Below are 21,626 nucleotides of genomic sequence, written 5' to 3'. Positions count from 1 at the left end.
GCTGCGGGGATCCGGCACGTCCGGGGGCGTCGTCACCGCTGCGCGCGCCGCGGCTCGGCGCGGAAGCGCAGACCGCAACGGGCACCGCCGGTCTCGCCCTGCTCCGCGGTGAGCCCGGCGCCATGAGCGCAGGTCACCCCGGCGGTGCGGAACTACTGATTGTCACCGGAATGGACCCCTTGCCCACCCGTAGTCGACGCTTGCCGATGCCGTTTCAACTACCGGAATCGATCGCCGATCGGACATGGCTGCTGGCATCCGCAGGGCGCTCCGCATGCCGAATCGCATGTGATGGGAGATGCTGCTGGTACAGCTGAGCCGCACCACAGCGGAAGCCACAGGAGGTGTCCTTGATGAGACGCAAGTACTACGCCGGGCTTGCGGTTGCCACCACCGCAGTCCTCTTCACCAGCACGGGATCCACGCACGCGATCGGCACCCGCAGCCAGCCTCTCGCAGGAAACCCGGCCGTGGCGGCCGCCACCCACTATCCCACCGAACGGCAGATCGCAGCCCTCTTCGACCAGTGGAACGCGGCCTTGGCCACCGGCAACGCATACCGTGTCGCGAACCTCTACGCCCCGAACGCCGTACTGCTGCCGACCGTGTCCGCCAGGATCCGCACCAACCGGGCGGAAATCGTCGACTACTTCAAACACTTCCTTGAGAACAAGCCCGTGGGCACAATCCAGAAGCGGTACATCAACATTCTTGGCCGCAATGCCGCGATCGACACCGGCCTCTACCAGTTCAGGCTGACCGGCAAGGACGGGGAGACGACCAAGGTCAACGCCCGCTACACGTACGTCTATCAACTACGTGGTGGCAAGTGGCTCATCGTCAACCACCACTCCTCGGAACTGCCGACGGGAGACTGACCGACCGGCGCGGCGGACGCGGGCAATCGGTCAACAGCCCGGCTACCGAGCCGCAACCGCCGGTTGGCGTGGGGCGAAGGCGTCGACCCAGCGCAACGGTTCGCGTTCGGGTAGTGGCTTCACCGACTGCTGCCGGCGGTCCGGTTCGGGCTCGGGGGGCGGGGCGATGAGGGTACCGAGACGAGCGGTGAAGTCCGGGTCGGGCAGCGGGAGTTCGAGGTCGTCGTCGACGAAGCCGACCGCGGCGGGCACATAGCTGATCAAGGTGCTGGCGAGCCTGGACGGCGGACGGCCATGTCTGAGGATGCGCAGAACGCGCAGGACAGTGGCGGTGGACGCGGGCTTCTGCTCGTCACCGTCCGCGTCCGAAGCGGGAAGGTCCATCTGCGTGTGCCACCAGTCGGCTTCGTGGTCTTCCCCGTGGGCGCGGTGATAGAGCGCCAGGCAGTAGGTCGCCGGCTGATCGCCCGCTCCGGCGGCGTACTGCCACCAGAAGCGGGCGCTGTCGGGGCAGGAAGCGAGGTTGAGGATGCAGCCCAGAATGCGGGCCCCGTCCGGTTCTGGCAGGCAGCGTGCGACGAACTGCCGGAGTTGGTCGACGCCGTCCGGCTGGGTCAGGACGGTCTCGCAGAGCGCGTTGAGATCCAGCGCGGCGCTGCCCGCGGATCGTTCCCGTTCCGGCATCGAGGTCCCGGCCTCATCACGCCAGCCGGTGACGGCCTGCTCCAGGCGGGCAACGATCCGCGCTTGCGCCGCGTCGATGTCGGCTTGTGTGTAGGGGGCGGTCGGGACGAGACGGGCGTTGGCCAGCAGACGGTCGAGGGACTCCATCAGGGGTGTTCTCCTTCCCGCTCCGGGGCGAGGGCCTGGCGCAGATGGCGCCTGGCGTATCGGTCGATCGAACGGACGCCAGCCTTGGTTATGCCCAGGTGGGAAGCGACGTCGGCAACGGAGAAGCCTTCGCGGTGCCGGAGGAAGAAGACATCCCTTTGCCGGTCGGAAAGGCTGTTGAGGGCTTGCGTCAGGCTGAGGTTGTCCTGGATGGCTTCCATGGGGTCGATGGCCGTGCGCAGGCCGACGGTGTCGAAGACCTCGGCCTCGCACAGCACCGGACGGCGACCGCGGGCGCGGGCGTAGTCGATGGTGCGGTTCTTCATCATCGTCCACGCGTAGGCGGCCGGGTTCTCCTTCGACAGCACGCTGTTCCATGTGCGCGCGAGTTCCTCGAAGGTCTGGTCGACGGCCTCCTCAGCATCCTGCCGACTGCCCAGATACCGTTCCGACCACCGCACGTACGCCGGGCGGTGCGTCTGGTGGAAGGCTGCGAGGTCGAGCGGCATCGGCGTCATGGGCGGGGCGGGCGGCTGCGCCAGGAACTCTTCCTGAGTCACCGCTCTTCCTCCTTCGCGGTGCGGCGCAGCTCACATATGCCCACGCGGACCCCCGCGGCGGCGCACCGGCGCAGCAGCGCGACCAGATCACGGCCGAACACCCGTAGTGCGAGTCCGGCCACCGCCAAGGCATTGACATGATGGGACACGAGGCTTCAGGTCCTCCGTTCGCTGGGCTGGGGCCCCCGACCCCGGCGAGGACACGGTGTGCGTCCTCTGTACTGGATGGCGTCCCAGAATGCTCATCCGTGCATCCGCACGGTGGAAAAAATCACCGACGCCTGAACGCCGGTCCACACCAGCCGCATTGTTGAACTCGCCGTGTATACCGCCCTGTTGGCTGGGCACACCGCGCTGATCTGCGGGTTCCACGCGATGGACGACTCGTGTGAACCTCAGTGGAAGTCGGAGGGTTGCGCACACCACATCAGCGACGTGACGCAGCTCACAGCACCATGAGGATTGAAAAAGTGACACCCCATCAAGTGGTGACTGGGGCGCGATCCAATCCGATCCCACATCACTCGCGGGCGGACCGGGCGGTGATCCCAACCGCGCTCGCCCCGCAAGTCGGATTACCGGACGGCTGGCTGGTCTGACGTCTGACGCAGCACCAGGCACACGAAGCCCCAGGAGTCCCGGTAGCCGCGCAGCCATTCGGAGCGGTGGGTGGTGGCCACCGCGAGCCCCTGGGGACTGTCCGGATCGGCAGGGTGGTCCAGGGCCCATGAGGCCAGCGATCCCGTCCACGCCCACTCGTAATCGTCCAGCTCCTGGCGGGTGCTGACATGCCCGTACACGGGTGTCCATCCGTCGGCGACGACGCGGTCCACGGTGGTGGGCAGGTCGGCGAAGTCCCCGAGCATCTCGACGGCCGCCGGAGAGGGCTCGCGCTCCCAGAATCCGTCTCCGATCAGGACGCGGCCGCCAGGGGCGAGGTGCTTGCGGGCCGCCGCGAGCGTGGGGAGCAGGCCGCCGAAGGCGTGTGCGGCCCCAACGCTGAGCACCAGGTCGAACGAGTGCGCGGAGGAGAAGTCCATGGCGTCCTGGTGGTGGAGAACGAGCCGCTCCTCGACGGCGAGGGTGCTCGCCGCATCGCGGGCGCGCGTCAGGGACACCTCGCTGATGTCGACGCCCTCGCCCCACAGGTGCGGACGCGTGGCCAGGGCGCGCAGTAGCCACTCCCCTCCGCCGCAGCCAAGGTCGAGTACCCGCTCGTCACCGCGCGGGATGCCGTGTTCCAGTAGTCGGCGCACCGAGTCGTCGTCGAGCGGAGCAGCGATCGGGTGACCGGCATGGGCGAGCCTGGAGATCTGTTCATGGTTCACCGGCGCAGCCTGACAGCAGCACAGGCCGTGCACACCTGCTTTTCAGCGGGTGCCTGCCAGGCGGGGACTGCCGCCCCCGGCAACCCGTCAACTCCACCGTAAGTCCGCCACACCACGGGGGTTTCCAAGTGGACCGATCCGTCCGGGCACTGCAACGAGAACATCCCCGCTGCCAGCGGATCTCCGGCTCAGCTCACTGGATCCCCGCCGCGCGTACCTCCGCGTAGACGCGGGCGGCCAGATCGGTGAGTTCCCTGGCGTCGCGCGCGTTGCCCTGCAGGTCCAGCAGCACCTCGTGGGCGCCCGCGTCCGCGTGCGCGGCAACGTCCCGCACGATCTGCTCGACCGTGCCCACGAACGGTCGGCGCTTGCCGTCGTCCACGGGAGCCTTGGTGAGCTCCACGTTCGCCCGTACGCACATCTTCAGCGCGTCCGCGTCGCGGCCGTGCGAGGCGGCAATTTCCATCAGTTGCCGCCACTGGGCGGCCAGTTGCTCAGCCGGGACTCCTGTGGGCAACCAGCCGTCGGCGCGGCGGGCCACGCGGTCCAGTGCCTTCCGGTTGGTTGCCGCCAGATACACCGGGATCGGGTGGGCGGGCTTCGGCCCGACCTCGGCCTCGTTGATCACGGTCCAAGTTCCCTGGTACGAGACCGGATGCGGTCCCCAGACCGCCGCGAACACATCGAGCATCTCGTCCAGCACCGCCCCGCGCTGCTCGAACGGTGCGATGGACGCGGCCGCGTACTCATCATGTGACCAGCCCGTGCCGAGCCCCGCCATCACCCGGCCGTTGCTGGCCGCGTCCAACGTCGCGAGCGTACGGGCGAGTTGGATCGGTACGTGCAACGGAGCGATCAGCACGCTGCTGCCCAGCTGGGCCCGCTCGGTCACCGCGGCGGCCAGCGGCAACACCACCAACGGGTCGGCCACCGATCGATAGGCATCCGGCCAGGCCAGTCCGGGAACTCCGTACAGGCCCTGTGTCGGCCGCTCGGGGAACAGCACCCGTTCGAAGACCCACAGGCTGTCGTAGCCGATCTGCTCCGCGGCACGCGCCACCTGCGTGACATCGCATGCCATGTCGTACCGCTTCATCTGCGGCAATCCCAGACCCAGCCGTAGTGCCATAGATGGATCCTCCCCTGACAGCCCACCGAGCGCAGCCGCTGCGCGCCATCAGTGTGCCCGGCGGTCGGGCAGTGACCAAGCAGCCGCAGATCGAACACCCTTTCGCCCGAGAGGCGGAAGGCCTTCGGACTGGCGAAGGCCGTGGCATGAGTCGGATGGCGCACTCGCGTGGAAAACGGCAAGCAGCCCGCTTACGGTCGAGGTAACACGGCGCAGCCACGTGAACACATCACGTAATGACTCCAGGGGCTGCGCTCCAACCACGGAGGTTTCGTATGCGTCTGTCGCATATAGCGACCGCGGCCCTCGCGGGGACGACCGTCCTCGCCGTGACCGCCCCGGTTGCATCCGCCCACTGCCACACCTCGCTCCGTCACGGCACGCCCGCATCCGCTGCGGCCACATTCGCCCCCGCCGCTCCGGCCGCGATCAGGTCCGCGCACATCGCGACTCCGGCCCCCGGGAAGGCCCAGACCCGCGCGGTGGTGGCCATCAACAGGGACAGTGATGACGACAGCGAATACCCCAGGCACCATCGGCACCACGTTCGCCATCACCGCCATCACGGACATCGCAGGCACCACGAGCACTGGCTGCGTCGCGACCACCACAGGCACCACGGCCACTGGCTGAAGGGGTGGCACGACAAGCACGGAGCGGGCATCGAACTCGCCGAGAGCGGCCAGGCGAGCAAGCAGATCTCCCTGACGGTGATCGTCTACAACGACAGCAGCAGCACCAGCAACGCCAACAACAGCAACCGTGCGAACGTCACGTCGCAGGGCGGCAGTGTCCAGATCCGCAAGGTGGAGAAGAAGCAGCAGGGATCCGTACACCACCGCCACCACAAGGCACGCCACCACAGGTCGCACCATCACCACGTGGTGCGTCACCACCACAAGGCGAGTGACGACGACGAGTAAGCGGTCGGCAACCACATCCCCGTAGCAGGAAGGGCCCCGGAGAGATCTCCGGGGCCCTTGGCGATGTCCTAGCCGACGAGCCGTTTTCGCCACTCCAGGGGCGTGACCGTGATGGCCTGCCCGGGATCACCGTTCCACTCCGCCGACAGCCCGGTCTCCGCAAGCGCCGCGACGACTTCCCGTCCGATCGCCGTCGTGGTCTCCGATGAACCGTCGAACCCGCCGTACAGGAGCGTCAGTCCGTACCCGGCCGCGGCCGAATCCGTGCACTGGGTGTGGAAGTACACGAAACCACGCGCGTCCGGTGAGCCCACCCCGCCGATCTCCGACTGACCGCAGGCACGGCAACAGGCGAAGTTCTCCCGGGCGGTTATGCCAGCCGTCTCCAGTGCTGTGAAGGCCCGAGCGAGTCGCTCCGGATCCGTCTCGCCCTCCCAGGCGGCCTGTTCCGCGACGCGCGCCAACCACATCTCGTTGACCAGCCGCCACGCCTGCTCGGTCGAGACCGGCCGATCGTCCCCCGAAACCAGGTAATCCTCCGCTACCTCGGCCAGCTCGGCCCGCGTGGCGTAACCGCCTTCGAGCACCTCACGGAGGCGCTCTTCGAGCTCCTCGCGGTCGTCCTCGTCGAGCCCAAGTGGGGGCACCGGATCCGGGGCCGGTCCCAGCTCCGGATGTGCCCAGTCCAGCCCGGTGTCCCAGCCGGGTTCCAGGCGCGCCCAGCCGGTCATCGCCTCGATCACCGCCTCCGGTCCGTCGAGCATCACCCGGAAGTGCCGGTCGTGCCCGCCGTCGCGGTGCTCCAGCGTGTAGTCGCCCCCCGTCCCGTGCCACACCTGGATGAAGACATCGGGGAGATCGGGTATCCGCTGGACGACCAGGAACGTGTCGTCCTCGGCACCGATCCGGCGGACAAGTCCGGCGAGTTCCTGGGCGGTTGCCCGGATGTGCCGCCGCCCGTTCTCCGTCTCCACCGTGATCGCAAGCATGCGGCCCACTCTGGCACAGGCCACCGACAGTCACCGCCAACTCATGACGCTACACAAGAGCCCAACCTTCGGCACCATCAGTCGCACCTCGGGCCAACGATGGTGGGGGGCGCGGGACTGTTCCCGGACACGTAGTGGTCGGCGAATTCTTGGTCTCGTGCTGGCGGTGCCCTGGCCCCTTGCTAACCGATTGCTCAACCGGCTCCGCATAGCGTCGCTGCCATGTCATCAGTGGCAGATCGATCCCCAAACGGACACCGGTCGGATGTACGGGACACGGTGCTCGAAGAGGTGCGCACGGTGCGCCCTGAGCTGGCCGCGGCGTTCTCCGCGGAGCTGGCAGGGGCGCGGGCAGCTGTCCTCGGCAGATTGTGGGGCGCGTTCACGCGCGAGCCCCTGCCGGGTGTCGGCAGGCCAGGCCGTCAGGGTGGCACGCTGACGGTGTCCTTGGAAGACGGCGGACGGCTTGAAGGTGCGGCATCGTGTGCCGAGCGGTTCGCTCAGGTGCCGCCGGACTTCGCGGTGGACGGTCCCGCAGGGCCGATCACGGAGCCGGTGGGATTGCTCGCGACGTTGAAGTTGTGTACGCCGGGCGCACGGCAGTTGGCCGGCGAACTGGACAACAGCGTCGTCAACCTCGCCCTGGCCCGGGCCACGGCCCGGTGTTCACCGCGCTGGGTGCGGGATTCCATCGATGCCGAGCAGGCGGTGGTCGATGGTCATCCGCAACATCCGTGCTGCCGTACCCGCACCGGGCTGTCAGTGGCGGAGGTGCTCGCCTACGCCCCGGAGCACCGGTCTGTGGTCGACCTCGCGCTGCTGGCCGTGTCGGCTGACTGCTGGCAGCAGGCGGGCAGCTGGCCACAGGAGCTGCGGGAGGCCAACAGGGTGCTGGTGCCGCTGCATCCCTGGCAGCGCGATCATGTGCTGCCCCAGTACCCGGGCCTGACGGTGGCAGACCGGTCTATCGGTGCCCGTCCGCTGCTGTCGCTGCGTTCCCTGGCACCCCTGGAGGCGCTGCCGGGCCATCACATCAAGACCGCGTTGGACGTCCAGGTCACCAACTACCGGCGCACCATCTCCCCCGCGGAGGTCGCCGACGGTCCGTTGCTCTCCGACCTGGTGGCGGCGGTCACCGACAAGGCGGGTTACGGCGATTGCCTCGGCATCCTGCGCGAGCTGGGTGGCGGTGCGGTACGCATCGCCGGGCGGGCCTGTCCGAGTCTGGCCGTGATGGTGCGGGAGTCCTGCGAGCGGTTCGTGGGCCCTGGTGAGATCGCGGCACCGATCACCGCTGTCTACGACACCGATGCCAGTTGGGCGGCAGGGGACCCCGTGACCTGGTTGGTGGAGTTCGCCGAGTTGGTGTTGCCGCCCGCGCTGACACTGCTGTCGATGGGGATCGCGTTGGAGGCTCACGGGCAGAACACACTGGTCGTACTGCGTGACGGGCGGCCGGTGCGGGTGCTGTACCGGGACCTGGACGGTGTACGGGTCAGCCGGCGGCGGCTGGCGGCGCACGGTTTCGAGCTGCCGCCGCTGGTCGGCGACCGGGCCTGTGAGGAGGACGAGCCGCTGCGCACCAAGCTGTTCGGCGCTCTGCTGAGCGGGGTCTTCGGTGAGTTGGTGGCGGTGTTCTCCCGTGGACATCGGGCCGAGCCCGAGGAGCTGTGGGCCGCGGTCGCCGGGGTCGCACGGCGGGTCTACGCCGGTCTACGGCCCGGCGGCGAAGACGAGGACGCCTTCTTCGGCGACACCCTTCCGCTGAAGGCGACCACGGCGATGCGGCTGGCCGACACCCCGGGAAGGGCCCAGTGGGTGCGAGTTCCCAATCCACTGGCCGCAACAACCTGCCTCCGTGACAGAGAGGGACGCGTCCGATGAACCTCCCGTCCGTCGAAGCACCGTCCAGCGCGCCCGCGCAGGCCGCGGACACCGTGACCGCACACACCCTGCTCAACTGTCTGATCCGCGAGGTCTCTTCGCCCGAGCGGCAGGTCACCATCGCGGGCGAGCACCTGCTGGTACGCCTGCCACGGTGCGGTGTCCTGCTGAGAGTTCCACTGCGCCGCGTTTCGATGATCGGAGCGCACCGCTTCGGCGCACCGGCCGAGCGCCAGGACGGCGAAGTGTGGGTCGCCCTGCGCTGGGACGAGTTGGCCGCTTTGATCCGCGACGAGTTGGCCCTGCGCACCGGCGTGGACAACGACGAGTTCCTGGACCAGGTGGCGGCCAGCCACGAGACCGTCCGCGCCGTGCTGGAGTCTCGCGGCAACCAGGAACCGCCATCCTGCTCGTACATCGCGTCGGAGCAGTCCCTGGTCTACGGACACCGTTTCCACCCCGCGCCCAAGGCCCGGGAGGGGGACACCCGCGACTGGCTGGTGTACGGGCCGGAGACCCGCTCACGGTTTCCGCTGCACTACCTCGCCGTCCGCGCTGATCTGCTGCGGGCGGAAGGTGACCACAGCGCTCTGGACCGGCTGTGTTCTTCGGCGGCACCGGAGTTCCGGGTGCTGCCCGCCCATCCCTGGCAGTACCGGATGATGTCGCAGAACGCCGCGCTGCGGGCGGCACTGGCCTGCGGTGATGTCGTGGATCTCGGCTCTGGTGGGCCGCCCGTGGTGTCCACCTCCTCGGTGCGCACGGTGTACGAGCCCGACACTGATGTGTTCCTGAAGTTCTCTTTGAACGTGCGGATCACCAACTGTGTCCGGAAGAACGCCGCTTACGAGTTGTCCGGGGCCGTCGCCCTGAACCGGATCGTGCGGCCGATCTTCGCCAGGCTGGCGACGCGGTACCCCGGTTGCGCCCTGCTGGCCGAGCCCGGGTACCGCAGTCTCGGCCTCGGAATCGGCCAGGACGACCGGGACGTGCTGGAAGGCTTCGGCGTGATCGTACGGGAGGGCGTGGGTACGCATCTGCTGCCCGGCGTCACCCCGTTGCTGGGTGCGGCGGTCGCCGACGAGTACCCGACCAGCCCGGCGCATGTCTCACATCTGCTCGCCCGTACCGGCGCCGATCCGCTGGCCTGGTGGGACGCCTATCTGGGCCTCCTGCTGCCGCCGGCGCTCGCGGCCTACTTCGAGCACGGCGTCGTGCTGGAACCCCATCTGCAGAACGTTCTCGTCGGGGTACGGCGTGACGGGTGGCCCGCCCAGGTCATCTTCCGTGACCTGGAGGGAACCAAGCTGGTTCCGGACCACCACCGGGAGGCCCTGGCCGCGTTGGACGAGGAGGTGCGCGGACCGCTCAGCTACAGCGCCGAGCGCGGCTGGGACCGGGTGATCTACTGCCTGCTGGTCAACCATGTCGCCGAAGTGCTGTGCGCGCTCGCCGACTTGAACCCGGCCCTGGAGCCGGCCCTGTGGGGGCTCGTCCGCGACCACCTCGACCGCTTCGCGCGTGCCGAGGGCGACCCGGCGCGGCTGCGGGCCCTGCTCTCCGGCGTGCCGCTGCCTGCCAAGGCCAATCTCCTGCTTCGCTGGGCACGCAAGGCGGACCGGCATGCGACCTACGTACCGCTGCCCAGCCCGCTCGCCGCCGACTTCCCGCAGGAGGCAGCACTGTGAGGCCGGGTATGCTGCGCCACCTGAGAGGGCTGGCCGATGCCGAACTTCCCGCCTATGTCTATGACCTGGCGGCGCTGCGCAGACACAGCCGTGCCATCCGGGCCCTACTACCCGATCGGGTGGATCTGTTCTACGCGGCCAAGGCGAACTCCGACCCCAGGCTGCTGCACGTGCTGGGCGAGCATGTCGATGGGTTCGAGGTGGCCTCCGCGGGCGAACTGCGCCATGTCCGCCAACTGCTCCCGAAGGCCTCAATCGCGTTCGGCGGGCCGGGCAAGTCCGCTGTCGAGCTGGCTCAGGCGCTGGACGAGGGCGTTGAGCGCCTGCATCTGGAAAGCGAACACGAACTGCGCATCCTGACGGAACTCGTCGGCGAACGCACCGTGGACGTGCTCCTGCGGGTCAACCTTCCGTTCTCGCTGGGCCAGTTGCCGCTGGTGATGGGCGGTTGGCCCAGTCCGTTCGGCATGGACCCCGCCCACCTGGATGGCTGCCTGCGGCTGCTCGCCACACACCCGAGGATCCGGCTGCGCGGCATCCACGCCCATTTGGCCAGCGGCCTTGACGCGCCCGACCAACTTGCCCTCGTCGAACAGGTCATCGCCTGGGCAGACCGCTGGGCGGGAGAACACCAGCTGAACCTGAGCGAGGTCAACGTCGGGGGCGGCATGGGTGTCGACTACACCGAACCAGAACGCATCTTCGACTGGTCGGCGTTCGGCACCGGCCTACGCCGTGTCCTTGCCGACCACCCCGCACTGACGGTACGCATCGAACCCGGCCGATCCATCAGCGCGTACTGCGGCTGGTACGTCACACAGGTGCTGGACGTCAAACGAAGCCGCGGCGAGGCGTTCGCCGTGCTGCGCGGAGGCACCCACCACCTGCGCACCCCGGCCGCCAAGGGGCACGACCAGCCCTTCGAGATCATCCCATCGGACACCTGGCCGTGGCCATGGACGAGGAGCGAGGCACATCGGGAGCCGGCGACGCTGGTCGGGCAACTGTGCACACCCAAGGACGTCCTGGCCCGACAGATCCCGGTGAACCGGCTGCGCGCCGGCGACCGGGTGGCGTTCGCGATGGCGGGGGCGTACGCATGGAACATCTCCCACCATGGCTTCCTCATGCACCCGGAGCCGCGCTTCTCCTACCTGGACGACGAGCGGCCGCCAACGAGCCTGGCCGCCGTCGAAGACGTCCGGAAGACAACGGACGGCGCAGGAGGCCGCCTTGTCCGGCACAGCTGCTGAGCAGTCCCGGGCCAGGTCGCCACGGCCCGGCCGGCAGGCGCTGCGCACCCTGGGCAACCGCAACTTCCGCCGCTATGTGATCGGGCAGTTGGTGTCCAACGTGGGCATGTGGATGCATCGGGCGGCCCAGGACTGGCTGGTGCTGCAGCTCACCCACCACAGCGGCACCGCGGTCGGCGTCGTCACCGCCCTGCAGTTCGTCCCGCAGACCCTCTTCGGGCTCTGGGGCGGCGTCATCGCCGACCGTTACCACCGGCAGCGGCTGCTGGTGCTCGCCCAGAGCCTCATGGCGCTGCAAGCGCTCCTGCTCGGTGTCCTGACGGTCAACGGCACGGTGCGCATCTGGCATGTCTACGTCCTCGCCGTGGCCCTCGGCGCCGCCACCGCCGTGGACAGCCCCGCCCGTAACGCGTTCATCGGTGACATGGTCGGACGCGACCGGGTGCCCAGTGCGGTAAGTGTGAACGCGGCCCAGTTCAACGCCGCGCGCTTCCTCGGCCCGGCCGCCGCCGGCCTGGCCATCGCCTCCGTGGGCACCGGACCGGTCTTCTTCCTGAACGCCGCCTCCTACCTGGCGGTGCTGGCCGCGCTGCTCACCCTGCGTACCAGCGAACTCCACCCGCCACCTCCCCCCGCACCTCACGGTGTGCGTCTGGCCGACGCCCTGCGGCACATCAGGTGCACCCCGGGTCTGCTGCTGCCGATCACGCTTGCCGGTGTCATCGGCACCCTGGGCCTCAACTTCCAGGTGACGATCTGCCTCATGGCCACCACGGTCTTCCATTCCGGAGCGGCGGCCTTCGGCTCCCTGTCCTCGGCCTACGCCGCGGGCAGCCTCCTCGGCGCGCTCCGCAGCGCGGACCGAGCCCGGCCGCCCACCCTGCGTCAACTCCTCGGCGCGGCTGCCGTGTTCGGGGTGCTTGAGGCCGCGGTCGGCCTCATGCCCTCTCCCATCGCGTTCGCGGTCCTGCTGGTGGCGACCGGCATCGCCGCCGTCCTGGTGACCACCACGGCCAACGCCATGGTGCAACTCAACTCCGATCCCGGGATGCGCGGGCGCGTGCTCGCCGTCTACTTCCTCGTTCTTCTCGGCGGCACGCCGGTAGGCGCTCCGCTCGTCGGCTGGGTCGCGGAAACCCTCGGCGCCCGCTACAGCCTGGTCCTCAGCGGCCTGGCCTGCCTGATGGCCACGGCCGTCATCCGGCTCTCAGCCGTGCCCGGGCTCCTCATGGTGCGGCCCGCGGCGTCCGCCGACCCTGCCCCGCGTTCCGCCACCGGACAGCGATGACTAGGGCGCTGGCACGTCGGCCGGCCAGGCGGCTCGGCGTTCACCCGAAAGGGGGAGGCTTTCGTGACTCCGTCCCAGCCAACTTCCGATATGTGTGATTCTGCCCCTGTGCGGGTGCTGCTCATCGAGGACGACGACACAATCGCCGAGCCGCTGACCGAAGGTCTGGGCCGCTACGGCTTCGCGGTCAACAGAGTCGCCACGGGCACGTGCGCCCTGACCGCCGCCCCCACGGACATGGTCCTGTTGGATCTCGGACTCCCCGACATGGACGGCATCGACGTCTGTCGGGCACTGCGCAGCCGGTCCGACGTACCCATCATCATGATCACCGCTCGCGACGACGAGACCGACCGCGTGGTCGGACTCGAACTCGGCGCCGACGACTACCTGTCCAAGCCCTTCGGCCTCCGGGAGTTGGTGGCCCGGATCCGCGCCGTCGCGCGCCGCACCCGCCCCGCCGCCGCGCCGCCCAGCGACACGGCGGCACCAGGGGCGGACAGGGCACCGCAACACGTCGGAGACGTGGTCATCGACCGGCGGACCAGACAGGTCCGCATCGGTGAACGGCACATCCCGCTGGCCCCGAAGGAATTCGACCTGCTCGCCATGCTCGCCGAAGACCCCGGCGCCGTGTACTCGCGTCAGCACATCCTGGACAAGGTATGGGACCCGCACTTCTTCGGCCCGACCAGGACCCTCGACGTACACATCGCAGCGCTGCGCCGCAAGCTGGACCGCCCGGCCTGGATCGAGACCGTCCGGGGAGTCGGCTTCCGCCTCACCGTGCCCAACGGCGCGGCCCGACAGTGATCCCGCGCCCATGGTCAGACGCCTGCTGCTCAGCTACCTGACCCTGGCGCTGCTTGTCCTGCTCGCTTTGGAGGTCCCGTTCGCGATCGTCTACGCGCACAGTGCGACCTCCACGCTGTCCACCGCGCTGGAACGGGACGCGGTGGTGCTCGCCGGACTCGTCGAAGAGGACATCGAGACCGGGGACACCCACGAACTGCCCGCGGTCATCAGCAGCTACACCCGGCGTTCCAACGCACATGTGACCGTCGTCGACCGCAGCGGCAACGTGCTCGCCGACTCCTCCCCGGGAGCGGTCAGCACCGGGCGCAGCCTCGCGCGCGCCCCCGACATCGTCAGCGCACTGCACGACGAGCGTGCGCACGGCACCATGAACGACCCCGTGCTGCACGGGGACGCCTACTACGCCACCGCCCCCGCGGCATCCGGCCCCCTGATGCGCGGCGCGGTGCGGCTGACCGCACCCACCGCCGACACGGTCGCCCGTATCCGTACCGCGTGGACCGTACTGGCCGTCTGCGGGCTGTGTGTGCTCGGTGCCATGACCGTGATAGGGCTCGCCCTCGCCCGCTGGATCACCCGTCCGGTACGCGAACTGGAACGCGCCACCACCCAACTCGCCGACGGTTCCCTGACCGAACCGCCGGCCACGGACCTCGGTCCTCCCGAACTGCGGCGGCTGGCCGACTCGTTCACCCGTACGGCCGGGCGGCTGCAACACCTGCTGCGTGCCCAGCACCGGTTCGCCGCGGACGCCTCTCATCAGCTGAAGACACCGCTGACGGCCCTGCGACTGCGACTGGAGAACCTCGAACCCGACCTCCACCCCCGCGCCCAGCACAATCTCGACCATGCCCTCTCCGAGATCGACCGGCTGGTCCGGATGGTGCAGGGGCTCCTCGCCCTCGCACGCGCCGAGAGCGCGGAGACGACCCCGGAGCCCGTGGACCCCGATGCGATCCTCGACGACAGGGCACGCACCTGGGCCGCCTTCGCCGCCGACCGGGACATCGCCATCAGCCTGACCGGCCACCGCGTCGGCCAGGTCTGGGCGGTGCCCGGCGCACTGGAGCAGATCGTCGACAACCTCCTCGCCAACGCGCTACGAGCAGCCCCGCCCAGCAGTACCGTCACCCTGTCCCGCGCTCTCGCCCCGGGGCGCGGGGTCGACGGCGAGCCGCGCGTCGAGCTCCATGTGACCGACCAGGGGCCGGGGATGACCGATGTCGAACGCGCGCACGCCTTCGACCGCTTCTGGCGCTCCCCCAACGCCGGTTCCGACGGTATGGGACTGGGCCTGGCGATCGCCCAGCAGTTGGCGCACGCGTGCGGCGGCGACATCGACCTGCGCCCCGCCCCGGGCGGCGGCCTCGACGCCGTCATCCGCCTTCGCCCCATCACACCGGACCGACGCCACCGGCACCGAACCTTTCCCCCCACCCCCGGCGGCCCGACGATCCCCGCCGTGAAGTGACCGGTGGGCCGCCGCTGCTGTACGACGGCGCCACCCGGCTAACTGGTGGTGGGCGGCAGGTCGGGGCGGCACACCTCGCAGGGTCCGAGCCGGGCCCGCGCATCGCTGCGCGGGACAGCGTTCACGTCGTGGATCTCCTGCCGCATCCGCCGGGCGTACGCCTGCCCGTCCTTGAGCCCCGCGCAGTTCGGGGTGCGGTGGTACACGCTGCCGCCCTTGGTGGTATGGACCTGCGCGGACAACCCTGAAGCGGCCATGCGGCAGTGGTCGCACTGGTCAGGGGGCAGGAACGTGTTCTCGCAAAGATCGTCAGCCATGGGCACCATGCTGGTACGCGGCTTCCCCGACGACAACTCCCTTTCCCCCCAATGCTGGTGAGCCGCTCGGTGCCTACCCGCGAGGCCGGGTGCCGGTCCCGATCAGTACGGCTCAGGGCCGGTAGATGCACGCCGCCAGCGGAGCATGCGCCTTCCAGCCCAACGTCTCGTACAGCGCGCGCCCCTCGTCGGTCGCACCGAGGACACCGAGAGTCGCGCCCTCGGCCACGGCGTGGTCGGCGAGGGTGCGCATCACGAAGGCACCCAGGCCGCGGCGTCGGTGGGCCGCTTCGGTCGTGACGCAGTCAACGACCGTTGCCTGCCCGAGGAGTGCCATCTGCCCCTTCGCCGCGAGCTCGCCCGCCGCATCGTGCACCCGGACGTAGACGACGCGGTCGCGGGTCTGCACTGACGGGGTGTAACCCCCGGGCGGCACCGGGTCCGTGGCCCGCAGTTCCGCGGCCATCAGATGGCCCGCCTCGTCCATGTCCACCACCCAGCCCGGGGGAAGCCACGCCGCTGTCTCCTCAGGCTCCATCGGCACCTTGAGCCAGGTGCAGGGCACGGTCACCGAGGCGGCGGCCTGACGCACCGCGGTCTCGACTGCGTCCGGAAGTACGTGCCGCCCCACCTGGTCAGGCCTGCCCACCTCGACATACAGCCCCCAGGGCTTCTCGACCGGAGCGGGCCTGCGCCGTGACACGACCCAACCGGACACCCACGTCCTGACAAGTTCCGGAACCATCAAGCCCTCCCGAGGTAAGAGACACCTGCCGGGAGCGCACATTACGTCACGGGCGTCAGGCGAGGCATCTCCTTTATCGCGCGCCACCTGAACCAGGGCGGAAGTTGGATACGGAGGCCAGCGTCTGACTATCAGTTCCCACCGCAGCAGTCGGAACCAGGGGAGTTGGACATGACGATGCTCGTCCACCACCGCTTCCTCGACGTCGGCGGCCACCGGCTCTTCTACCGCGAGGCCGGTCATCCGGGCACACCGCCGTCGGTGTTGCTGCACGGGACGCCCGCAAGCTCGCACATGTTCCGCAACCTCATCCCCGCGCTGGCCGACCGCTACCACGTCGTCGCCCCGGACTATCCCGGCTTCGGCTTGTCCGACTCCACGCCATCTCAGAGCGGTCTGGTGATCACGTTCCAGATGCGGGCCGCCACATGCAGATTGAGCCGGACTTCGACATCGGTGATGTCAAGTCCGGAGATCTCCCGGATGCGACGAAGCCGATACCGGAGCGTGCTGCGATGGATCGCCAGCATCGCCGCGGTGGCGTCGTAGCTGCTGTTCTCCAGATAGGCGGTGAGCGTCGCGACGAGTTCGCCGTGGTGCGCCTGGTCGTAGTCGATGAGGGGGCCAAGCCACTCGCGCACGAACTGCTCGGTGTGCGCGTCGTGATCGCTGGTGCGCAGCACCCGGTAGAGACCGAGCCGGTCGAATGCGATCAAGCCATGGGGGTCAAGGGAATTCTGCCGGATCTCCAGGGCTCGCAGTGCCTCCTGATAGGAGTGCGAGAAGTCGGACGGAGCATCGCACTGGCCTCCGACCCCGATCACACCGTCCGCGGAGCCGAGTTCCCTTGACACCTCGTCGTAGAACTCGTCCCCGACGGCCGGCCCTCGAACGATGAGGATCGCCGCCCCTGACCGGCGCCCCAGCAGGAAGTCGAGCCGACTTGCCGCGGCGGCCCGCCCGACCGCCACGGTGACCGTTCCGTCGCCCCAGGGCCCCGTCCACTTGACGACCACCACATGGTGGGAACCGTGCAGGTTGTGGCCGACCGCTTCGGACCGGGCGAACGCACTTTGCTCATCCGTGCCGGTCACCAGGTCCTCGACCAGGTCGCACTGCATGCGCAGGTCAGCGTCTGCCAGGCCGCGCTCATGGGAGAGTTCGAGGGCGAGTACCGTGGCGGCCTGGTCCAACGCGAACGTCTCGGTCTCCCCCACCTGGTGCTCCGGGTCGGCCAGTACGAGTACGCCCAGCACCTCGCCGTGCGGTCGCACCACGCGGACCAGCAGGTCCCCGTCGCGCACCGGCCTGCGCTCGCGCTCGGCGCGCCGCAGCACCGCCGCCCTGTGCCCGGGGGCCATTGCGGCGGGCCGCTCCGAGCCGTCGGGGCCGGCCCAGGCCCGCAGATTGCCGAAGCGATCCTCGGCCAGTGCGGGGAAGCCCGTCAGCTCGTGCAGCGCCCGAACGATGCCCTGCTCGCCCTCTCCGGAGAACGAGACCCGGTTCAGCACCTCGGCTATCACCATGCGGCGCTGGAGCTCGGCCACCTCGGTCCGCAGGCACTCGTTGACCGCGGTCACGCCGTGGTTGAGCAGGCGCAGCTGCCGCACGCGCTCGCGCTGGCCTTCACCTGCCTGGACATGATCCAGAGCGGCGGCCGTCTGACGTGCCAGGAGGGTGGCGAGGTACGTCTCGTCATCGGCCGGGGTCGCGGGCGACCTGACGACGAGGTAGCCGAGGCAGGCGCTCCGGTGCGTCAGCGCCAGGGCCCAGGCCCAGGCGAATCCCGGCAGGTCGAGCGCGGTGTCCTTGCCGCTCAGCGCCCGCACCCGGGAATCCATGGCCCGGTCCTCGGGCTCAGGCGCGGAGGTCCCACCGCGCAGCAGCCGCCCATCGCGCTGCAAGTACCCCACAGCGGTCAGCGAGCTTCCCAGCGAGGCGATCCAGGAGGCGGCAAGCTTCAGGACGTCGTTCTCGTCCCGGCTGTCGAACATCGTGGTAGTCAGCTCGCAGAGGCTGGCCATCCTCCCCAGACACTTCTGGGTCCGCATGTCCGGCGGCGCCCCCTTCACCGGGATGGCATCCATGCCGCCTCCTTCCCGAAGACCGCCGCCGTGTCCGCGCGGGCCGCTGGGCCCGTGCGGACTCCGCACCGCAGGCCGATCGGGGCTTCCCCCGCGCCACCGGAAAGCACAGGTCAGACAGGAGCCCTCGGCCTGCGGGGGTGAGTCGATGCATGCAATTCGTCCCCCCAGGCCCATGTCCTGGGATACCCGCCCCGGCAGGCTGACACAAGAGCAGGCTGACACAAGACAGGAGATCCTGCCGTGTCGCCCGGGTCGCCCGCGCCGAACACTTCCGGCAAGAGAGGTTGCCGCGGACGACCGGCGCGGGGCGTGCCGCGGGTGCCCGAGTGCCCGCGGGCCTGATGATCGTTGCGAGACGGACGCGGCCGAGTGCCCGGCGCCGCAACGGCCGCGGGCCAACGCGTCCCACCATCGAGCCGAGGAGTTGCCATGAAGTTCGGGATCTCGACCTTCGTCACCGACCAGGGCGTCACGCCGACCGTACTGGGGCCGGCCGTGGAGGAGCGCGGATTCGACTCGCTGTTCATCGCCGAGCACACGCACATCCCGGTGGAGCGCCGTACGCCGTACCCCTTCGGCGGGGAGATGCCGGAGAAGTACTACCGCACCCTGGACCCTTTCGTCGCGCTGACCGCCGCGGCGGTGGTCACCGAACGGCTGCTCCTCGGCACCGGCATCACCCTGGTGGTGCAGCGGGATCCGATCATCACGGCGAAGGAGGTCGCCTCCCTTGACCTGGTCTCGGGCGGCCGGGCCATCTTCGGCGTGGGCGTGGGCTGGCTGCGTGAGGAGATCGAGAACCACGGCACCGATCCGGCCGTTCGCGGCCGACTGGTCAACGAGCGGCTGCGCGCCATCCGGGAGCTGTGGACCAAGGAGAAGGCCGAGTTCCACGGGGAGTTCGTGGACTTCGACCCGGTGTACAGCTGGCCCAAGCCGGTACAGCGCCCACACCCGCCCATCTACGTGGGAGGAGGCGAGGCCGCGTTCCCCCGGATCGCGGAGCTCGGCGACGCCTGGATCGCCAACGTGATGCCTCCGGAGGAGCTCCGCCGGCGGATGGAGCGGCTGCACGGCATGGCACACCGTGATGTGACGGTGACGATGGCCTACACGCCCGCGGATCCCGAGTTGCTGGAGGGCTTCCGCAAGGTGGGGGTGGACCGGGTGCTGCTCAACCTGGAGACGATGCCGGAGCGGGAGTCGCTGGCGCAGCTGGACCGATTCTCCGCGGTCACCGCCCGGTTCCGCTGAGCGGCCGAGCAGCGAACTGCCCCGATCCCGGGCGGGAGCCGGGCAGGCCGTCGGGGCGGATCCGACCTCGCCACTACCTGGGGCAACCCCGGTACGAGTACCGGAAAGCGGCAGGTCAGCGCTCCGCCTCGACCTGGCAGGTCGGTACGGAGGACGTAATTCGTCCCCTCGGGGCCATGTCAGCGGCTACCCGCCCGCGCACGCTGGCAGAAGGTGCGATGAGAACCCGACCCGATGGATCGCGCCGTCCCCAGGGGGGAGCAACGATCTAGGAGTGCCAGATGGCCAAGGCAGTCGGGATCGATCTGGGTACCACGAATTCGGTGATCGCCGCTTGGGAAGGCGGTGAGGCGTCGGTCATCCCCAATTCCGAGGGTTCGCGCACGACGCCCTCCGTGGTCGCGTTCACGGACACCGGGGAACGCCTGGTGGGGCAGCTCGCCCGACGGCAGGCGATCCTCAACCCCAAGGGCACGATCTATTCGGCGAAGCGCTTCATCGGCCGACGCTTCGACGAGGTGGCCGACGAGGCCAAAGCCGTGGGCGTCGACATCGTCGAGGGACCGAACGGGGAAGCCCGCTTCGAGGTGCGCGGCAAGCAGTACGCGCCGGAGGAGATCAGCGCCCTGGTGTTGCGCAAGCTCGCCGAGGACGCTGGCAAGACCCTGGGCGAAAGGGTCACCGAAGCGGTCATCACCGTGCCCGCGTACTTCAACGACGCCCAGCGCACGGCCACCAAGGACGCCGGGAAGATCGCCGGCCTTGAGGTGCTGCGCATCATCAACGAGCCGACCGCGGCGGCACTGGCGTACGGGCTGGACAAGAAGGTCCATGAGACGGTGCTGGTCTTCGACCTCGGCGGCGGCACCTTCGACGTCAGCCTGCTGGATGTGGGCGACGGTGTGGTGGAGGTCCGGTCGACGGCCGGTGACACCCACCTGGGTGGCGACGACTTCGACCGGCGGCTGGTGGACTACCTGGCGGACGCCTTCCAGCGGGAGAACGGGATCGACCTGCGCGGCGACCCGCAGGCGCTGCAGCGGCTGTTCGAAGCGGCCGAGAAGGCCAAGGTCGAGCTCAGCTCGGTCACCCAGACCCAGGTCAACCTGCCGTTCATCACGGCGGACGCCTCCGGCCCGAAGCACCTCACCGAGACGATCCGGCGCTCCACGTTCGAGCAGATCACCGCCGACCTGGTGGAACGCTGCCTGGACCCGGTACGTCAGGCGATGAGCGACGCCAAGGTGACCGAGAACGACATCGACGAGGTCATCCTCGTCGGCGGCTCGACCCGGATCCCGGCGGTGCAGGCGCTGGTGCGCAAGCTCACCGGCGGCAAGGAACCGAACATGAGCGTCAACCCGGACGAGGTGGTGGCGATCGGCGCGGCCATCCAGGCCGGAGTGCTCAAGGGCGAAGTCAAGGACGTACTGCTGCTCGACGTGACCCCGCTGTCCCTCGGTGTGGAGACGCGCGGCGGTGTCATGACGAAGATCATCGAGCGGAACACGACCATCCCGGTCCGGCGCGCCGAGACGTTCTCCACGGCGGAGGACAACCAGCCCGCGGTCGACGTGGTGGTGCTGCAGGGCGAGCGCGAACGAGCCGCGGACAACCGGGTTCTGGGCCGCTTCCGGCTGGAGAACATCCGCCCGGCGCCGCGCGGTGAGCCGCAGATCGACGTGACCTTCGACGTGGACGCCAACGGCATCCTCAACGTCAGTGCCAAGGACAAGGACACCGGCGCCGAGCAGGGGATCACCGTCAGCGAGAGCTCCAACCTGGACCGCGGCGACGTCGAGCGGATGGTCGCCGAGGCCGAACGCAACCGCGCCGAGGACCAGTCCCTGCGCCAGGCGGTGGACGCCCGCAACGAACTCGACGCCATCGCCTACCAGGTGGAGCGGCGTCTCAGTGAACTGGGCGACTCGGTCCCGCAACACGAGAAGTCGCGCGCCGACATTCTGGTCGCCGAGGCCCGTCAAGCCGTCAAGGAGGAAGCGCCACTGGACCGGGTCCGCGGCCTCACCTCCGAACTGCAGCAGATCTACCACGGCCTCGCCGGCCGCCAGCCCGGCACACCGCCAGCAGGCGGCGGTCCGGCGGCGGAGGGCGGACCGGCCACCGGTGAGGGGCCCGACGAAGAGGTCATCGACGCCGAGTTCGACCGGGGATGAGGCAACGC

19 protein-coding genes and 1 pseudogene are annotated in these 21,626 nt (G+C 69.4%); 11 read left to right on the top strand and 9 right to left on the bottom strand.

Annotated features, from left to right (window positions below; genetic code table 11):
- The first annotated feature begins 353 nt into the window (after window positions 1-353).
- A complete protein-coding gene (locus tag P2L57_RS13725) occupies window positions 354-878 on the top strand; it encodes an SgcJ/EcaC family oxidoreductase (protein WP_275813504.1) in 525 nt (174 codons plus the stop codon).
- 42 nt (window positions 879-920) lie between these two features.
- Here P2L57_RS13725 and P2L57_RS13720 read toward each other — a convergent pair whose 3' ends face one another.
- The 5 genes from P2L57_RS13720 to P2L57_RS13700 all read right to left on the bottom strand — a co-directional run bounded on the left by P2L57_RS13720 (window position 921) and on the right by P2L57_RS13700 (window position 4,726).
- Complete coding sequence (locus P2L57_RS13720; protein ID WP_275813501.1) at window positions 921-1,709, bottom strand: hypothetical protein; 789 nt, start codon at window positions 1,707-1,709, stop codon at window positions 921-923.
- Entirely contained in the window at window positions 1,709-2,269 is a 561-nt protein-coding gene (locus P2L57_RS13715; protein WP_275813499.1) for a sigma-70 family RNA polymerase sigma factor, read from the bottom strand. Before P2L57_RS13715 ends, P2L57_RS13720 begins: the two co-directional genes overlap by 1 nt.
- Entirely contained in the window at window positions 2,266-2,418 is a 153-nt protein-coding gene (locus P2L57_RS13710) for a hypothetical protein (RefSeq protein ID WP_275813496.1), read from the bottom strand. The genes P2L57_RS13715 and P2L57_RS13710 overlap by 4 nt, the downstream gene beginning before the upstream one ends.
- A 426-nt stretch (window positions 2,419-2,844) precedes the next feature.
- Window positions 2,845-3,597: an SAM-dependent methyltransferase gene (locus P2L57_RS13705; protein ID WP_275813493.1), complete on the bottom strand. Its 753-nt coding sequence runs from the start codon at window positions 3,595-3,597 to the stop codon at window positions 2,845-2,847.
- A 193-nt stretch (window positions 3,598-3,790) separates the two neighbouring features.
- Complete coding sequence (locus tag P2L57_RS13700; RefSeq protein WP_275813490.1) at window positions 3,791-4,726, bottom strand: LLM class F420-dependent oxidoreductase; 936 nt, start codon at window positions 4,724-4,726, stop codon at window positions 3,791-3,793.
- Between the two features lie 275 nt (window positions 4,727-5,001).
- On the opposite strand from P2L57_RS13700, the gene P2L57_RS13695 reads away from it, so the two are divergent.
- Window positions 5,002-5,649: a hypothetical protein gene (locus P2L57_RS13695; RefSeq protein ID WP_275813487.1), complete on the top strand. Its 648-nt coding sequence runs from the start codon at window positions 5,002-5,004 to the stop codon at window positions 5,647-5,649.
- 68 nt (window positions 5,650-5,717) lie between these two features.
- On the opposite strand, the gene P2L57_RS13690 is transcribed toward P2L57_RS13695, so the two are convergent.
- Window positions 5,718-6,638 (bottom strand): DUF6891 domain-containing protein, encoded by a 921-nt coding sequence (locus tag P2L57_RS13690; protein ID WP_275813484.1) that lies wholly within the window; start codon window positions 6,636-6,638, stop codon window positions 5,718-5,720.
- Window positions 6,639-6,869: 231 nt separating this feature from the next.
- Here P2L57_RS13690 and P2L57_RS13685 point away from each other — a divergent pair, with 231 nt between their 5' ends.
- The 6 genes from P2L57_RS13685 to P2L57_RS13660 all read left to right on the top strand — a co-directional run bounded on the left by P2L57_RS13685 (window position 6,870) and on the right by P2L57_RS13660 (window position 15,038).
- Window positions 6,870-8,522, top strand: coding sequence for an IucA/IucC family protein (locus tag P2L57_RS13685; protein ID WP_275813481.1), 1,653 nt, complete (start codon window positions 6,870-6,872; stop codon window positions 8,520-8,522).
- Window positions 8,519-10,210, top strand: a complete 1,692-nt coding sequence (locus P2L57_RS13680) for an IucA/IucC family protein (protein ID WP_275813478.1) — start codon at window positions 8,519-8,521, stop codon at window positions 10,208-10,210. Before P2L57_RS13685 ends, P2L57_RS13680 begins: the two co-directional genes overlap by 4 nt.
- Before the next feature lie 8 nt (window positions 10,211-10,218).
- Window positions 10,219-11,463 (top strand): type III PLP-dependent enzyme, encoded by a 1,245-nt coding sequence (locus P2L57_RS13675; protein WP_275813475.1) that lies wholly within the window; start codon window positions 10,219-10,221, stop codon window positions 11,461-11,463.
- A complete protein-coding gene (locus P2L57_RS13670) occupies window positions 11,444-12,751 on the top strand; it encodes an MFS transporter (RefSeq protein WP_275813472.1) in 1,308 nt (435 codons plus the stop codon). The genes P2L57_RS13675 and P2L57_RS13670 overlap by 20 nt, the downstream gene beginning before the upstream one ends.
- 108 nt (window positions 12,752-12,859) lie before the next feature.
- Window positions 12,860-13,564, top strand: a complete 705-nt coding sequence (locus P2L57_RS13665; protein WP_275813469.1) for a response regulator transcription factor — start codon at window positions 12,860-12,862, stop codon at window positions 13,562-13,564.
- Between the two features lie 10 nt (window positions 13,565-13,574).
- Entirely contained in the window at window positions 13,575-15,038 is a 1,464-nt protein-coding gene (locus P2L57_RS13660) for a sensor histidine kinase (RefSeq protein ID WP_275813466.1), read from the top strand.
- Between the two features lie 38 nt (window positions 15,039-15,076).
- Here P2L57_RS13660 and P2L57_RS13655 read toward each other — a convergent pair whose 3' ends face one another.
- A complete protein-coding gene (locus P2L57_RS13655; RefSeq protein WP_275813463.1) occupies window positions 15,077-15,355 on the bottom strand; it encodes a hypothetical protein in 279 nt (92 codons plus the stop codon).
- A 112-nt stretch (window positions 15,356-15,467) separates the two neighbouring features.
- Window positions 15,468-16,058: a GNAT family N-acetyltransferase gene (locus P2L57_RS13650; protein ID WP_308292471.1), complete on the bottom strand. Its 591-nt coding sequence runs from the start codon at window positions 16,056-16,058 to the stop codon at window positions 15,468-15,470.
- 213 nt (window positions 16,059-16,271) lie between these two features.
- On the opposite strand from P2L57_RS13650, the pseudogene P2L57_RS13645 reads away from it, so the two are divergent.
- Window positions 16,272-16,472, top strand: a pseudogene (locus P2L57_RS13645) (alpha/beta fold hydrolase); the annotation flags it as partial.
- A 14-nt stretch (window positions 16,473-16,486) separates the two neighbouring features.
- On the opposite strand, the gene P2L57_RS13640 reads toward P2L57_RS13645, so the two are convergent.
- Window positions 16,487-18,187 (bottom strand): PucR family transcriptional regulator, encoded by a 1,701-nt coding sequence (locus P2L57_RS13640; protein WP_275813457.1) that lies wholly within the window; start codon window positions 18,185-18,187, stop codon window positions 16,487-16,489.
- A 429-nt stretch (window positions 18,188-18,616) separates the two neighbouring features.
- Here P2L57_RS13640 and P2L57_RS13635 point away from each other — a divergent pair, with 429 nt between their 5' ends.
- Together P2L57_RS13635 and dnaK are read left to right on the top strand one after the other, a co-directional pair.
- A complete protein-coding gene (locus P2L57_RS13635) occupies window positions 18,617-19,441 on the top strand; it encodes an LLM class F420-dependent oxidoreductase (RefSeq protein WP_275813454.1) in 825 nt (274 codons plus the stop codon).
- A 281-nt stretch (window positions 19,442-19,722) separates the two neighbouring features.
- Window positions 19,723-21,618 (top strand): molecular chaperone DnaK, encoded by a 1,896-nt coding sequence (gene dnaK, locus P2L57_RS13630; RefSeq protein ID WP_275813452.1) that lies wholly within the window; start codon window positions 19,723-19,725, stop codon window positions 21,616-21,618.
- The last annotated feature ends 8 nt before the right edge of the window (window positions 21,619-21,626 follow it).

Source organism: Streptantibioticus ferralitis (genome assembly GCF_029223525.1).
Lineage (GTDB): Bacteria > Actinomycetota > Actinomycetes > Streptomycetales > Streptomycetaceae > Streptantibioticus_A > Streptantibioticus_A ferralitis.
The sequence above is the reverse complement of the archived record's forward strand: the minus strand, read 5'-3'. Positions and strand labels throughout refer to the sequence as shown.